The organism is Microcoleus sp. POL10_C6 (assembly GCF_036701585.1).
Taxonomy (GTDB): Bacteria; Cyanobacteriota; Cyanobacteriia; order Cyanobacteriales; family Microcoleaceae; genus Microcoleus.
Genome location: NZ_JAUBRB010000095.1, coordinates 1 through 15,777, shown reverse-complemented (window position 1 = coordinate 15,777; position 15,777 = coordinate 1). Strand labels below are relative to the sequence as shown.

Sequence of the window (15,777 nt, the reverse complement as noted above, 5' to 3'; positions counted from 1 at the left end):
TGATTTTAAATCACCCTAACCTTCCTTCAGTCTTGTCTTATGGTACTCTGGCTGCTTAAAAACTGTCCGGAGTATTGGCCAATGATTTCCTTATTGAATTCATGTTCTGGTAGTGGCATCCTAATCTCCAAAGTTCCTTGACTGTAAGCTATTCTCGACCCACGGTGTTCTCCCAACTCTTCTAAAATTGCTTCAAATTCCTGCCAGTTGACATCATTGAACAGCACTCTATGTCCTGGGGGTACACTGATTTGCCTTAATTGCAGCGTTACCATTTGAATCTCCGATTTATTTAAGTTTATTATAACTGATACAATCTTTTAAGTTGAGGGGTGTACAGCGCCACCTCAACTTAATTTACTGGTAAATGTAGCCAAAAATCGAGCTGTCTAATCTGCGTTTTTTTGCTGGGTGTACAGTTCCTTAAACTTGCGCTGCTGCTCGTTGTGTTCTACGATCGGAGAGGGATAATGAAGAAGTCGGCGTTCTAAAGGCGAAATATTTCCTGTTAGCAAAACTTTAGTATCAACGCGACGCAATTCTGGAACCCAGTGCCGAATATATTCCCCTTCCGGGTCGAATTTTTGAGCTTGACTCGCGGGATTAAATATTCGCAAAGGTTTCGGGTCCATACCGCTCGATGCGCTCCACTGCCAGCCGCCGTTGTTAGCAGAAAGGTCGCCATCTATCAATTTTTGCATGAAGTATTTTTCACCCCACTGCCAGTTAATAATTAAATCTTTGGTGAGGAAACTGGCGACTATCATGCGGCAGCGATTGTGCATCCAACCTGTCTGATTTAACTGCCGCATTGCTGCATCGATAATAGGATAGCCTGTTTTGCCTTTACACCAAGCTTGAAAGAGCTTTTCATCGTTCTCCCACGGAAAGTCTTTGAATGCTTGACGGTAGGGGCCGCCTGCTAATTCTGGGAAGTTATACATGGCGTGTTGGTAAAATTCCCGCCACGCTATTTCCTGTTGCCAAGTGCGGATACTTGTGCACGCTTCTTCGCTGCGGCAAGTTTCCATTACTATCTGGGTAGCTTGCCAAACAGTGCGGATGCCTATTGCACCAAATTTGAGGGCGGCGCTGAGTTGAGATGTGCCGTTAGTTGCGGGGAAATTGCGCTGTTCTTGATATTCGTAAATTGCCCGATCGCAAAATTCTTCTAATTTTTGTTGCGCTGCATCTTCTCCGGGTTCTATTACTAAGGGATTGTCCCACATAAATCCTAAACTAGAGGCAGTTGGCACTGTTTCAATTGCACCTGCTTGGTTAGCGATTTCTTGTTCTTCGGCCGTTAATCCGGTCATTAATTCCAGATAAGTTATCGGCAGTGTCTCTACTGGTTGAGCTTTGGGTTTACTGTTCCATTTTTTCCAAAATGGTGTATAAACTGTGTATGGAGTCTTTGTACCGCTGCGAATTTCATCTGGGGCGTGCAGGACTTGATCCCAGAAATTTTGAACTTGAATTCCTGCTTGTTGGAGGGCGTTGGATACGGAGAGATCGCGCTGTTTTGCGTAGGGTTCTACATCCCAGTTCCAAAATACTGCTTGAGCATTTATAGCTGTTGCTAATCTCGGTATTCCTAGGATCGGGTCATCTTGAATGATCAGCAATTGGCTGCCTGCTTCCCTGTAACGCGAGGAGAGTTTTTGCAAGCAGCCGATCATGTAGGTGACTCTAGCTGGCGCTACGTCATCGCGATTTAGGATATTGCGATCGAGACAAAAAATTCCGACAACTTTCGGGCTTTGCTGGCGCGCTGCTGCCAGTCCGATGTTGTCAGAAATACGCAAGTCGCGGCGGTGCCAAAATAAAATTAGATTGGATATATCGGACATTCGATTGTAGATTTTAGATTTTAGATTTTAGATTTTACAGTCCTGGACACAAGCGGGTTCAACAACCCGGTTTCTAAGTTAACTTTTATCGGTTTGACGCAGGAATTTTATAAGAAACCGGGTTTGTCTGTCAGTCCTATTTAAGTCAAAAATGGACGGGCTAAGAAAAAGCTAGAAATTGATTTTGCGTCAATTGGTTCCCCAGCTAAAATAGCTTTTTCTAATTCTTCAGGGGTGAATAAAACTGTTTCAATGTCTTCATCATCGTCTTGTGCTGGCGGCTTTTCCAGTTTTTCCAAATCTTGGGCTAAGAAAGCATAAATGATTTCGTCAGAATAACCGGGGGCGAGAAAAAATTGCCCTAAGTTCTGCCATTTTCCAGCGCGATATCCGGTTTCTTCTTCGATTTCGCGTTTGATAGTTTCGGCGGGGCTTTCATTGATTTCGACTGTCCCGGCGGGAAATTCTAAAATTCGCCCTTTTGTGGCAAAGCGATATTGGCGTACCAAGACGAGTTTACCTTCGGGTGTGACGGGAACTGCAAGTGCTCCGCCTGGGTGGCGAATACATTCCCATTCGCCTTCGGAACCGTTGGGAAGACGGAGGGTGGCTACGTCAAAGTTGAATTTGCGCCCTTGGTAAAATAGGCGTTGTTTGAGGAGTTGGGGTAGTTCTTGACCGATCGACATAAGCGACAAGCGAATAAGGTTTGATGGCACCGATTTAAGACATCATAGGCGATCTCATAGGATTTTAGATTTGAGATTTGAGATTTTAGGTTGGGAATGACTGATAACTATCACTGTTTCGAGCTTACCTACGGTTGCATTTTTTTGGGAAACTGGTACGATCCCCGTGAATTGTACTCACTTTTTACAGTTGCAATTCTTGCACTCCGGAACAGTCTGCGGTTTGCAGGAGTTGGACGATCGCACTTTTCGTCACTGGATGCACCCAATCCGGGGCAATTTCTGCTAAAGGTACTAATACAAAAGCTCTTTCGGTCATCCGGGGATGAGGTAGAGTCAGTGTCGGAGTTTCTAGGACTAAATTGTCGTACAGCAGCAAATCTAGGTCTAGGGTTCTTGGCCCCCATTTTTCTCGGCGAATTCGATTAAATTTTATTTCAATTTCTAATAATTTTGCTAGCAATTGTTCGGGTTCTAATGCAACTTCTAGGATGGCGCAGGCGTTGATGTAATCGGGTTGCGGCGGCCCAACGGGGGCGGTTTGATACCAGCTTGAATGAGATTTTACTGCTATTCCTGGGGTGTTGTTGAGGGTTACGATCGCGCTTTTGAGTGTGGCGAGGGAGTCGCCTAAGTTGCTACCGAGGGCGATCGCACATTTTGTTAGTTTCATAAAGAAGGAAGAAGGTTCGGCAACTGATTATGTAACGGATGTAACGGATGTAACGGATGTCAGGAAGAGGGAAGTCGGAAGAGGGAAGAGGGATGGCATGACACGGATTTTGACACGGATACACGGATTAATTATCGAGGGTTCCTTCTGATGTTAAAGGAATAATGAAGAGAACGCGGGGGCTGGTTTATCGACATCCTTTGCTACTGACAAGTATTTCGAGTAAAACTGAGATATTGCACCATTATCAATAACCATTTTCTGGGCGGGCAGGATGCCCACTCCGCAAGAAAAGGCACTTGTTGTGGAACAGGCATCTTGTCTGTTAAGCGGAAATATGGTGACACAAAATATTATTTTAATTTAAGCTTAACAGTCTGTTAAATTTTATTAACTATCATTGACAAGTGTTAGTATTTAGTTTCAAACATAATGAATTTGTACCTACGCTTATTGTCGGCCGTCATTCTAGCAATTATCAGTTTAACAGCAAGTATATCGATAGCTTTGGCTGAAACCAAAGAGCGCTACCTTACCTTAGATTCGGACGGCAGTCAATCTTTTGCGAGTTTAGTGCAGCAGGCGGAAGATTTAGCGAAAGAGTCGATCGCCCGCGAGTTTCAAGAAAATCCGGCATTAACAGAAGTTACAATCATCATTACAGCCGATCGCAGCCGACAAAGAGTTCCAGTTTTGCGATCGAGAGTATCCCGCCACGACTGGCAAAAAGATGCGAGAATCGAACAGTGGACTAGATACTTTGCGGATGCTCAATTGCTGCTGGGATTCAGAGACGGCAATATTTCGTCCGCAAATTCTGGGTCTTCGCAAGTGATGAATGCACCTGCGCCTAGTCGATCGACATCCCGAGAAAATGATCCGGGTTTTCGAGATGATTGAAATCGGGCATCGGGCATTGGGCATCGGGCATCGGGCATTGGTAGCAAACAACAAATAACCCACAGCACGACACGGAAATCACGGATACACGGATAGATATTTTTTCCTGAATCTCTCTCTATTCCCAATTACCACTTGCCCATTAGAATATTTAACTTTTTGTTAACCTAAATACCTCCCAATTTTAATTAACCTTCAGGTTAACTCCCCTTAATTTAATAGTGATAGAGTTTCATACGGAATCATCTGATTAGGGAAGTTGGGCTGAACAGGAATTTATGTCTAAAATAACTCGCCGACAACTGCTAATTTTCTTCGGCAGCAGCGCAGCTACCACTGTGCTTGCCCCTCAACTAACTCAAACACTGTTTGGCATCAATTCCACCTCGACCGAAGCTGTGGTAGGGCCACTCTCTTTCACTCCGTTAAGACTTCCCCACCCGCTGCCGGTTTATCAAGAATTGTCCAGCTTTATGCCAACGGGCTTAAACGGACAGGGAACCGTGATGGCTGCCTCACAGGATACTAAATTAACGAGTTACAGCATTGTTGACGATGTGGTTGTACCGCCGGAATACGAACGGTATGTGATTCTCCGCTGGGGCGATCGAGTTTTTCCCAATCCAGCAGACTATTTCGGCTACAACAACGACTACACCGGCTTCGTAGGCCTTCGCGGCAGCAGTGACGACGGTTATCTTTGGGTTAACCACGAGTATGTAGGCTTTCCGATGTCGAAAGTGACGCCGGAAGCGCCGTCTGATCTGGCACCATTTCCCACCACCGATCGCGCCGTCCTCGGTATAGACTTATCGGTAAAGAATCGCGATACGCTCGGCGAATTTCTGTACAATCTGGGTGGTTCGATCGTTCGCATCACCAAACAGTCTAACGGTAGATTTCAGGCGATCGCCGGCGACCCCCTCAACCGCCGTATTCACGGACTTTCGGGCCTGGGAATCAACAGCCAGCGTACCGACAAATACAAAGATGTCACCTCCTGGGGAACCAGACAAGGGGATAACGAGTACCTCACGGGCACGGGCCCTGCGGCTACCCAAGTCTTCGCGCAAGTCAACACCGACGGACTCGGAAACCGCATTATCGGTACAGCCTACAACTGTTCCGGCGCCACAACCCCGTGGGGCACAATCCTCTCCGCTGAAGAAAACTTCCAAGGTAGCGAACTATTCTTCGTCGGGGTTCAGGAAAACATCAAACCCAACGGTGGCCAAACCAGCTACGCCAAGGGCACTATCGGTGAGGAATTCGGCTTAGTCGGCGAAAAATACGGCTGGATGGTAGAAGTCGATCCCCAAGATCCAAGTTTCCGCCCCCGGAAGCACACATGGTTGGGCCGTTTCCGCCACGAAAACGTCGCGATTCGCGCTGAAGCAGGCCGCAAGTTAATAGGGTACATGGGGGACGATCGGCGCGGCGGACACACCTGGAAATTTGTCAGCAACGGTACTGTCACCAATCCCGCAGATAAAAACAACAGCCGATTATTTGAAGACGGCATTTTGTACGTTGCCCAATATAACCGCAACGGTACTGGAAGATGGCTGCCGCTAACATTAAATACCCCGACAAATCCGGTGCGTCCTTCTAAAGTGGGCGAGGCAGAATTAGCAACTTTTGGCAAAGCTCAAAGAGATGCCAATACTCGCTTGCCCAAACGCGCCGGAATTGCTGGTCAAACCGAAGACGGCGGTTCTTTTGTAGTAGATACAACCAATGAAGCAACAGCACTTCCTGGCTATAGCAATAAAACTCTTGCTAATTTTTACAGCAGCCAAGGCGCGGTTTTAGTTGATGCTTTCTTAGCTGCTAATTTGATTGGTGGCACTCCGACGGCGCGGCCGGAAGATTTGGAAGTTAATCCTACTACTAAGGAAGTTTTTATTGCTTATACTGATGCCGCACCGGGAAGCGACGGCTATCCAGATTCTCGCATTTTTACTGTTGCTAAATATGGTAGCGCAGTCAACAGCACTCAGCAGTCGGGAGGACTTTACAAAATAATTGAAGACAGTCCAGACGGTGCAGGTTTGACTTTCCGCTGGCAGCGTTTGGCCCAAGGTGGAGAAGCGGGTTCAGTCTCTGGCGCGGGATTTGCTAGTGTAGACAATTTGGCTTTTGACCCTCAAGGCAATATTTGGGGTGTCACTGATATGTCTACGAGTACGCATAACGGTTTTGATGTGGGTGCGGCTGGAAAGCCAACGACGATCGACCATAAAAAGACTGGAAATGTGTCAGATTTTACTGGAGTTTTCGGCAACAATTGGCTGTTTTATATCCCGACTTCTGGGCCGAATGCAGGAACAGTAATTCCGTTTGCTTACGGCCCGAATCGGTGCGAAATGACGGGGCCGACTTTTGTGGGAGATACGCTATTGCTTGCGGTGCAGCATCCGGGGGAAGATTGCCCGATCGATGATGGTACTGTACTGAGTCGGCAAATTGAAATGTTGGATTTGAACGGTGCTGTTTTCAATCAAAATCGGAGTGTGTCTCGCGGCAGTTTGTGGCCGAGTAATATTGAGAATGACAGGCGTCGATCGCCGATGCCGTCGGTGATTGGAATTCGTCGGGTGCGATCGACTCCAACGGGCCAGTTTGTTTAAATTTTACATTTTGCACCATTCTCAAGAACAGGCTTTTCGGCCTGTTCCACAAGAAAATTCACTCTTTGTGGAACAGGCCGAAAAGCCTGTTCATAAAAGCTTATTGAGATGTTGCTGCGGTTGCCCCGAGTGATGGGGACGGGTACTCTTGGGGGTTGCGTACTTAGTGTGCTTAAATATTAGTTTAAGTAGCCAAAAACTAAACTACGTCTGAATTGACGGAAAAGCTGAATTTACCTCGCCATCTCAAAACCGATATCAGAGGTTTTGATTCCTCTGATTTAGATATTCCTCAAGCCTGCTGAGTCTGACGGGTTGTCAGCCCGTCAGGGACTAAATTCCTCATGTAAGTCACTGTAATTGATTAAGTGCGATCGTACCAAGTTTGCAGCGCCAAGCGGTGAACTTCCCGCCAGCTAATATTTTTAAGTCTGGCAATTTCCGCGCAATCTTCGTATTCCGGCTGTACATTAACAATCGTTTCTCCAGACTTCGCAACTTTTATCTTGACTTCGCCGTATTCTGTTTTAACGGTCTGGATTTCTCGGTGTAAAATAGTTCTTTGTTGAGTCGATCGCCTAATTCCCAAAGTAGTAGTCTCGCGAAAGAGCACTGCTTCGCAAGCATCCTGAAATTGGGGATGACAAATCGCAGTTAACAAAACCCCCAGCCGCGACTTTTTCATCACAATTGGGGCAGTGAAAACATCCAGAGCTCCGGCGGCAAACAAAGCATCAAAAACATAGCCGATCGCCTGCGGACTCAAATCATCAATCTGCGTTTCCAATACCGTAATAGTTTCTATGGCATTGGGCATTGGGAATTGGTTAAATATTTCCTTCTCCCCTATTCCTTCTTCCCTCTTCCCTCTTCCCTCTTCCTTCTTCCCTCTTCCTTCTTCCTTCTCCCCAATCCAGAGGCGCAAAATATTAGGAATTGCCAGGTTTCGAGAACCTGCACCCAAACCAATGGCCTGAATTTGCATCGGTGGTGGCGGGCCGAAAGCAGAGGCGAGAGTACAGGCGATCGCAGTTCCCGTAGGAGTGCACAATTCGCGATCGATCCCGTTGCTGTAAACCGGCACTCGGTGCGTTTCCCACAACCGCATCACCGCCGGCGTCGGCACCGCTAATCTGCCGTGTGCAGCCTTCACCGTACCTGCGCCAGTCGGCATCGCCGAAAAGTAAAACTCCTGAATATCCAACCAATCCAAACCCAAACAAGTACCGACAATATCAATAATTGCATCGGTTGCCCCCACCTCGTGAAAGTGAACCTCGCTTGCGGGGATACCATGTACGGCACCTTCTGCCTCTGCTAATTTGCCAAATACGGCCAAACTCCAAGCTTCCACGCGCGGAGGCAATTTTGCAGAGACGATGATTTGCTCAATTTGTGGCAAATTGCGGTGATGAGTGTGGCTAATTTCGGCATCTGGTTCCCCATGACTGTGAGAATGTTCTTCCCCGTGATGATGGTGGTGGCGGGCGTCGAAAGTCGGGGATTCCGTTTCCGAGGGATCGAGTTCGGTAGCGGAATTTTTGGGTTTTAACGACAAATCCGCAGCTAAATCTACATAAAATTTAGTTGCTTGTTGAGTATTCCGGTGGACTAATTCCGTCCGCAACTGGTACTCTGTCGAAATGCCGAGCAAATTGAGTTTTTCGATTAGGTATTCTAAAGGAACGCCAGCGTGGATGAGAGCTCCGATGCACATATCGCCAGCAATGCCGGTTGGACAGTCAAAATAAGCTATTTTATTCATTGTTAACAATTAATTTTCAACATTGATTGTTTCAGTCGATATTTCGATCGCCCACTTAGCCTGCAATATCTTAACATGGCAACTATTTACGAAGTGCATCCAGTTGCACCCCAAAAAGACCGGATCGAGAAGATTACAAAAGCTCTAAAAGATGGGGCTATGATGCTTTATCCGACAGATACAGTTTACGCGATCGGCTGCGATCTCAACTCCAAGTCTGCCGTAGAACGAGTCCGGCAGATCAAGCAACTCTCCAATGATAAGCCTTTAACGTTCCTGTGTTCCTCTCTGTCAAATATCACCGACTATGCTGTCGTCAGCGATGAAGCATACAGAATTATCAAGCGGTTAATACCGGGGCCTTATACATTTCTACTGCCAGCTACCAAGTTAGTGCCACGGTTGGTAATGAACCCAAAACGGAAAACCACTGGAATTCGCGTTCCCGACCAGCGGATTTGTTTTACACTTTTGGAAGCCTTGGGAAATCCAATTATTTCAACATCCGCTAACATTACCACGGATGATGAAGGTGCAGCACCCGTGCCAGCAGGAAAAGCAGAAAGCTTTGGCAAAGCTGAACTTTTTGACTGTTTTTCAAAGTTAGTAGATGTCATTGTCGATGACGGTTCCGATCCGGGATATCAAGTTTCTACCATTCTCGATTTGACACAAAGCGAACCCATTGTTGTTCGCCGTGGTTTGGGTTCGGAAGCTGTCGCCGTTTGGGAAAAAGATTAAAATTTTAAGGGGCTGGTTAAGCGCCTAATTCGCCCACAACCAGCCCCATTTTTTATTTCAAAACTGCTTTAAGCCTCTACCTTAACTCCTTTCCAAAAAGCAATATATCCGGCAATATTTTTAGCAGCATCTTTTGGAGTAGGATAGTACCACGCAGCATCTTTATTAACTTGTCCGCCGACTTCGACACTGTAGTAACTAGCAACACCTTTCCAACCGCAAGTAGTGTGAGTGCTGCTATCCTTGAAATACTCACGGTTAATGGCATCGGCGGGGAAATAATAGTTGTTGTCTACAATTTCGCACTTGTCGCTCTCGGCCAAAACGGCACCATTCCAAATTGCTTTCGGCATCAGTTTTTCTGCTTAAATTGAGATTCTCAATTATTGTAACTGTATTTGTGCTCAAAAGGCATAGAATAGTTGAGAAGCCAACAACCAACTACTGCAAATGCCAGCGTCTCATCCGCCAATATCTTCTGTGCCACTGTCCCTGGAACAAGCTCTTAAACATTTTTTTGGCTATGACTCTTTCCGTCCGGGACAGCAGGAAATTGTCGAAGCTGCTTTACAAAAACGGGATATGATGATTGTCATGCCGACGGGTGGTGGCAAGTCTTTGTGTTTTCAATTACCGGCACTGTTGAAACCGGGATTGACAGTGGTTGTTTCACCGTTAATTGCTCTGATGCAAGACCAGGTGGAAGCTTTGCAGGATAATGGAATTGGGGCGACTTTTCTCAACAGCACTTTGAGCAGTCAGGAAACCCGATCGCGCGAAACTGCGATTCTCGAAGGTAAGATTAAATTGCTTTATGTTGCACCCGAACGCTTGCTCGGTGAGAGATTTTTACCATTTTTAGATATAGTAGCAAATAAGTTAGGAATTTCGGCATTTGCGATCGACGAAGCCCACTGCGTTTCGGAATGGGGGCACGACTTTCGACCAGAATACAGGCAAATGCAGCGAGTGCGCGATCGATATCCCGACATTCCCATTATGGGACTAACCGCCACCGCCACCGAGCGCGTCCGCCAAGACATTATCCAGCAGCTAACTCTGCGAAATCCCTACATCCACGTCGCCAGCTTCAACCGCCCCAATTTATACTACGAAGTTCGCCCCAAAACCAAGCACAGTTTTGCCGAAGTTTTGCAAATTATCCAAAAAAAAGGCGGTTCGGGAATTATCTATTGCCTCAGCCGCAAAAAAGTTGACGAAGTTGCCTATAAATTGCAACAAAGTGGCATCCAAGCCTTACCCTACCACGCCGGCATGAACGATGTCGATCGCGCCACCAATCAAACCCGCTTCATTCGCGACGACGTGCAAGTAATGGTAGCCACAATAGCCTTCGGTATGGGCATTAACAAACCCGACGTGAGGTTTGTAATTCACTACGACTTGCCAAAGAATCTCGAAGGATACTATCAAGAATCTGGCCGCGCAGGCCGAGACAACGAACCCGCCCATTGCAGCTTATTTTTCGGCTACGGCGATGTCAAAATGATCGACTACATCATCGAGCAAAAACCAGATCCGCAAGAACAACGAATTGCCCGCCAACAGTTGCGTCGAGTCATCAACTATGCAGAATCCACCGAGTGCCGTCGTACAATCCAGTTAAGTTATTTTGGCGATTCATTCCCCGGAAACTGCGGTACTTGCGATAACTGTTGCAACCAAAAACCCGTAGAAGATTGGACGATTGAGGCAATGAAATTTCTTTCTTGCGTCGCGAGATGCCAAGAAAAATTCGGCATGAATCACATTATTGATGTGCTGCGCGGTTCAAAAAATCAAAAAATATTGCAATACCAGCACAACCAACTTTCTACTTACGGAATTGGCAAAGATAGAAGTGCGGAGGAATGGAAAAAATTGAGTCGTTCACTGTTAAATCAAGGTTTTTTAGAGGAAAGAACAGACGGATTTCCCATTTTGAAACTTAATGAAAAAAGTTGGGAAATTATGAAACGTCAGCGCACAGTTGAAATCGCCATTGAACCCCAGCGAGAAGTACAGGGAAAAGTTCGGTCTTTGGCAGTAGAAGTAGAAGGTTTATTTGCCATACTGCGGACGCTACGCAAGCAAATTGCCGACGAACAATTTGTGCCACCTTACGTAGTTTTTGCCGATAAAAGCTTGCGAGATATGGCAGAAAAACGCCCGCAAAATCTCACAGAATTTGAGGAAGTTTACGGCGTTGGCAGCAACAAGCGAGATAAGTACGGTAAGGTTTTTTTGGAGGCAATTCGCACTTTTTGCCAAGCACAAGGATTGCCAAGTGGTGCTGCATCTTCTGATGTCGTTAATCTTCCCAATCTTGCTAACGTTGCGTCTTATTCGCAGATGCAAACCTGGGAATTATACCGACAAGGTTTGACAGTTCAAGGAATAGCTAATGCGCGGGGTATGAGCCCTAATACTATTTCTGGGCATCTGATAGAATTGATGGAAATGGGCAGGGAAGTTGATATAAATTTGTTGGTGGAACCGGAACGCCAGCAGGCGATAGTGTACGCAATTGAAGTTATGGGGGATGAGAAACTGAGAGCCATTTATGATTTCTTGGAAGAACGTTATACGTTTGAAGAGATTAAGTTTGTGCGGGCTTGGTGGCGGCAAAATTATGTAGGTTTTTAACCGCCGATGTAGGCTGATGAACGCTGATGGACGCAGAAATTAATAGATAGGAGGGAAAAATGAGAATTTAAAAAGTAGCTTTTGGGAATAATATATTAGAGAGGCGTTTTTAACCGATATATTTTTTCCATTTGGCTTTGCTAGTTGGCGTATATGGGGTGGGCACAACTCAATTTTAAAAAGTAATTTTAATAGCGCTATAAATCAGTAAACTTGGGTTAGCTAAGCGTCTCATTGTTCGCTATGCTTCGCGCCGTTGCGAGGGTAATAAATCACTTTTTTAACTAAACTTTATTGAGCTATAAGTACCTCGTAAAAGCACTTTTTATATATGTAGTAGAGTGCGTGAAAGGGAGCAATATTTAAATCCACACGCATGAGACTATTTACACTCACGCACCGCCCCAAGGAATGAATAATATTGATGTAGTTGGATACGATATTAGGTCTCTCTGTTCACCCAGAAGTTCCCTAAATTTTAGCATTGTATTTGGTTGCGGCAAAATTATAGCCATCCTAAATCATTTGTGAATTTCTTACTCCCTCCCCTTGATAAGGGGAGGGTTGGGGTGGGGTCAAAAATTTACGACTCATTTAAAATTGTTATATATCGGTTTTTGATGGCAAGAAATTAAGTTTCTACACTTTAGAAGTGTACAATAAATGGTTGACTTCGTTAGCCAGCCATTCGTTAAACAGATTATGCAATATTTCTTGATACCGTTCAGGGGTTAATTCTGCAGGCAGAAACTTTTCAACTAGGAACAAGTGATATCCTAGCTCTGTTTCAATTGGACGAATCACTTCTCCGGGTGGGGCGCTAAATACGGCGACTGCTATGTCTGGTTTTAAACCCCACCGATAAACCTTGCCTTCGCAACCGCATATATGCCGACGATTTTCGTCAATATCGTAAAGATGAGCAGCATCAAAAAAGCTGATTTCTCCTTCTTGAATTTGATAAAATAGTTCCTGAGCAAGCTGGCGGTTGGCAACAATTATTTGATAAAGAATTATTTGGTCGAATTGCAGTTTGTTTTGAACAAAAATCTTTTCTATTTCTTTGCTAAACAAGTGTTCGGCTAGTTTTTGGCTGAGGAGCCGATCGCAAATCCCGGCTTCTAAATCTTCTACAGAAATCATCTGATCGACCAGCCAAGCAATCGTGTCCGCCGCTTTCTCCAAACGCTTCTCGCGGCGGAGTTGGTCGCCCACAGCTTGAATTTCGTCTGGAGTCACAGTTAACCCCCGTTCCCGGGCGGCTTTCTCAATAACTTTTTTCTGCAAAACCTTTTGACTAAATGTTTTTAATTGCATCTCTTGTCTGAGTTGTTCGATGATTTCACTTGCTTCAATCAATTGCCCGTAAAAGTCTTTCATCTGTCTCTCTCCACCTATATAACTTTATTAACTTCATCCCCGACGCTTCCTGCGGGGTAGTTGGGGTTAAGGGTTAACGGTTAGCTACAAGATGTTATTTGGCAAACTAATAAAATCAGCATTGCTCAAAGTTGTTGCACCCGCTGCGTTAACTGTTCCTAAAACAACAGCTAAAATTCGATCGCCATTATTTGAACTAAACTTGAGCAGAGTCGCGTCTGTCGTACCGTCACCATCCGTATCAAACGCGACGAGTGTCAAGTCTGGTACCGAAATTCCCCCTATCAGCCCAATTCGATCGCCTTGAGCAGGATTAAAATCAACGACTCGATCGGCTAACAATGGATTAGCTGCTGCACTCGCTGTTTCGCGTTGAAATGCAAAGGTATCAGCGCCACTACCTCCAATCAATGTATCGGTGCCGAAGTCGCCGCAAAGAAAATCGTCGCCGTTGCCGCCAATTAGCAAATCTTGACCTTTCCCTCCTCGCAAAGTGTCGTTTCCATCGCCTCCATCGATCGCATCATCACCTCTGTTAGCTTGGACAATATCGTCGTCGCTTCCTGCAAAAATTTGATCACTCCCGCTATCGCCAGTAATCACATCGCTGTCGTTGGTGCCCAGCCAATATCCGTCGCCGTTGCTGTCGATCGTACTCTCGTCGCCAGTACCCGTACTGTCTGGAGAGAAATTAGAAGGACTTGAATTGCTAGAAGTGCCACCAGTCACGGGGGTGAACGTTGAACCGTCATTATTTGACGGTGTGGGTGTTGGCGCTGTGGGTGTTGGCGCTGTGGCGTTAGTAGTTGGGGGCGCCACTGTAGAAGCACTCGCTATCGCGCTGCCACTGCTAGATGTAGCCCCCACAGCGTAAGCAGTCTCACTACTTGTACTGCTTCCCATCGGGGAAGTTGCTGTCGCGCTGCTGGTACTGCCTGCACCGCTGTTATCTACAAAGGCACTAGATGTGCTGGAACTACTGCTGCTGCCCGCACCAGGGTTATTCACCACCGAATTCAAGGTGTTTAAACTATTGCTGTTTCCAACAATATTATTTAAGGGCTCAGGAGCTAATGAATCGAATGGAGGCATCGCGATTTATCTCCTTTTACTTGTATGTAAAGACGAAAATCACTTGCACGAGCGCCGACATTGCGAATCTCAATGAATGCCAATGTAGGATTTTAAAGAGTGTGAAACAATTGCTTTTAACTTCAGACTAAAGACGGAAATGTTCTTAATAAATGAAACTTGGTGCATCCCGAAAATAGGACAGGAAAAAATTGTTACCAATATCAATCTGGGCGATCGGTACTGATTGCCAATGGCATTTGATTTAGCCATCACCATCACTCTCAAAAGGCTTGTATAATTTTAAACTGCATCTTCCTTGCACTCGCCCCTACTCAAAAAGTATTAGGGCAGACTGCTAAAGATGAGCAAAAACCGTGTTTTATTGCGATTTACCTGAATATATCTGGACTAATTAGAGGTATGTTGCCAATTTGGCAGATTTGTTTGAAATTATCAGACTTACGCCAGTTTTCAATTTTTATACTCTTTGTATCCGGGCACGCGCTTGCCGGTGTTGAGGACAGATGACACACCGCTGCTCCCGTTCCTGAATTGTGATTAACAGAGCGGGGTTTGGCAGCAGTTTGAGGACTGTGGTTGAGCGGATGGGAGGGGACTTGGAACGGCCGTTGGAGGGGCTTGCATCAGCCGGGAAGGCGACGGATTTAGCCGATTTGAATACGATCGCGATCGAATGGATGCGAAGTCATGGCAGGTGCAGGGCGATCGCGATCGCCCTGCACCTGCCATGATGTGGAAGTAATTAGAATTGGCATTCAGCGAGTTAGGGCGATCGGCTCTTTCCTCGGCCAGAAACCCCTCGTACCCGTGACGCAGTGGTCAATCATTAAAAGCTAAAAAGAACTTAAGCCCTGACTACAAGCCCTGAAAGTTCGTGTGGCAAGTCCATCGCCTTTACAGTAACACTCTCAAAAGCATAGTTTGCTCCTGCTCCTGATTTAATTTTTACCTTGACTTTATCAAAGCCTGCGTAGTAAACATCAACATCAGCTAGAGGATTAGTGCCAATCGCCCTAGCTGTTCATATACCCCTTGTTTTCGTAACTTTACCTTTGTTTCTAAAAATAATGTCTTTAGCAGTCAAAGTGTTTCCACTGTCCACTGATGAAAAAGCCTCCCATCCCCATGCAGAACCACCTAAAATCAAGTCGTTTTCTGAAACATTTTCGAGGTATAGCAATCCTAAATCATTCAGATAAATTTGTAGGGTAGTGCCCCGTGCCTACCCCCTATCGGGGCAACCACGGGGGGATTGCCCCTACAATAATTACGCAAATCATTTAGGATTGCTATAGTACAAATCAGAGCTCAACATAATAATGACACTCTTTTTTAACAATACTCCGGACAGTTTTTAAGCAGCCAGAGTACCATAAGACAAGACTGAAGGAAGGTTAGGGTGATTTAA

At 45.8% G+C, this 15,777-nt stretch carries 14 protein-coding genes; 6 read left to right on the top strand and 8 right to left on the bottom strand.

Annotation, left to right across the window (positions count from 1 at the left end; genetic code table 11):
* Positions 1 to 26: 26 nt before the first annotated feature.
* From QUA34_RS28865 to folK, 4 genes are all read right to left on the bottom strand, one after another.
* Entirely contained in the window at positions 27 to 275 is a 249-nt protein-coding gene (locus QUA34_RS28865) for a hypothetical protein (RefSeq protein WP_333390829.1), read from the bottom strand.
* A 114-nt stretch (positions 276 to 389) separates the two neighbouring features.
* Positions 390 to 1,841 carry an FAD-binding domain-containing protein gene (locus QUA34_RS28860; protein ID WP_333390832.1) on the bottom strand — a complete coding sequence of 484 codons (1,452 nt, stop codon included), beginning with the start codon at positions 1,839 to 1,841 and terminating at the stop codon, positions 390 to 392.
* A 149-nt stretch (positions 1,842 to 1,990) separates the two neighbouring features.
* A complete protein-coding gene (locus tag QUA34_RS28855; protein ID WP_333136399.1) occupies positions 1,991 to 2,539 on the bottom strand; it encodes an NUDIX hydrolase in 549 nt (182 codons plus the stop codon).
* Between the two features lie 184 nt (positions 2,540 to 2,723).
* Positions 2,724 to 3,212: a 2-amino-4-hydroxy-6-hydroxymethyldihydropteridine diphosphokinase gene (gene folK, locus QUA34_RS28850; RefSeq protein ID WP_333390827.1), complete on the bottom strand. Its 489-nt coding sequence runs from the start codon at positions 3,210 to 3,212 to the stop codon at positions 2,724 to 2,726.
* Positions 3,213 to 3,644: 432 nt separating this feature from the next.
* On the opposite strand from folK, the gene QUA34_RS28845 reads away from it, so the two are divergent.
* Positions 3,645 to 4,112 carry a hypothetical protein gene (locus QUA34_RS28845; RefSeq protein ID WP_333330302.1) on the top strand — a complete coding sequence of 156 codons (468 nt, stop codon included), beginning with the start codon at positions 3,645 to 3,647 and terminating at the stop codon, positions 4,110 to 4,112.
* 278 nt (positions 4,113 to 4,390) lie between these two features.
* On the top strand, positions 4,391 to 6,742 hold the full coding sequence (locus QUA34_RS28840; RefSeq protein WP_333390824.1) for a PhoX family phosphatase: 2,352 nt from the start codon (positions 4,391 to 4,393) through the stop codon (positions 6,740 to 6,742).
* A 364-nt stretch (positions 6,743 to 7,106) separates the two neighbouring features.
* Here the strand turns inward: QUA34_RS28840 and larC are convergent, their stop codons facing one another.
* Positions 7,107 to 8,507 (bottom strand): nickel pincer cofactor biosynthesis protein LarC, encoded by a 1,401-nt coding sequence (larC, locus tag QUA34_RS28835; RefSeq protein ID WP_333390822.1) that lies wholly within the window; start codon positions 8,505 to 8,507, stop codon positions 7,107 to 7,109.
* 75 nt (positions 8,508 to 8,582) lie between these two features.
* On the opposite strand from larC, the gene QUA34_RS28830 reads away from it, so the two are divergent.
* The gene (locus QUA34_RS28830) at positions 8,583 to 9,248 is read left to right on the top strand and encodes an L-threonylcarbamoyladenylate synthase (RefSeq protein WP_333390820.1); all 666 of its coding nucleotides are present in this window, start codon (positions 8,583 to 8,585) and stop codon (positions 9,246 to 9,248) included.
* A gap of 68 nt (positions 9,249 to 9,316) precedes the next feature.
* Here the strand turns inward: QUA34_RS28830 and QUA34_RS28825 are convergent, their stop codons facing one another.
* Positions 9,317 to 9,601 carry a DUF427 domain-containing protein gene (locus tag QUA34_RS28825; protein ID WP_190738299.1) on the bottom strand — a complete coding sequence of 95 codons (285 nt, stop codon included), beginning with the start codon at positions 9,599 to 9,601 and terminating at the stop codon, positions 9,317 to 9,319.
* Between the two features lie 97 nt (positions 9,602 to 9,698).
* Between QUA34_RS28825 and recQ the strand changes: the two genes are divergently transcribed.
* Positions 9,699 to 11,894, top strand: coding sequence for a DNA helicase RecQ (gene recQ / locus QUA34_RS28820; protein ID WP_333330315.1), 2,196 nt, complete (start codon positions 9,699 to 9,701; stop codon positions 11,892 to 11,894).
* Positions 11,895 to 12,533: 639 nt separating this feature from the next.
* On the opposite strand, the gene QUA34_RS28815 is transcribed toward recQ, so the two are convergent.
* Positions 12,534 to 13,274 carry a peptidylprolyl isomerase gene (locus QUA34_RS28815; RefSeq protein ID WP_333330318.1) on the bottom strand — a complete coding sequence of 247 codons (741 nt, stop codon included), beginning with the start codon at positions 13,272 to 13,274 and terminating at the stop codon, positions 12,534 to 12,536.
* A gap of 84 nt (positions 13,275 to 13,358) precedes the next feature.
* Positions 13,359 to 14,366: a calcium-binding protein gene (locus QUA34_RS28810; RefSeq protein WP_333330321.1), complete on the bottom strand. Its 1,008-nt coding sequence runs from the start codon at positions 14,364 to 14,366 to the stop codon at positions 13,359 to 13,361.
* Between the two features lie 536 nt (positions 14,367 to 14,902).
* Between QUA34_RS28810 and QUA34_RS28805 the strand changes: the two genes are divergently transcribed.
* Entirely contained in the window at positions 14,903 to 15,100 is a 198-nt protein-coding gene (locus QUA34_RS28805; RefSeq protein WP_333330324.1) for a hypothetical protein, read from the top strand.
* A complete protein-coding gene (locus QUA34_RS28800) occupies positions 15,057 to 15,206 on the top strand; it encodes a hypothetical protein (protein WP_333330327.1) in 150 nt (49 codons plus the stop codon). The genes QUA34_RS28805 and QUA34_RS28800 overlap by 44 nt, the downstream gene beginning before the upstream one ends.
* Positions 15,207 to 15,777: the final 571 nt, after the last annotated feature.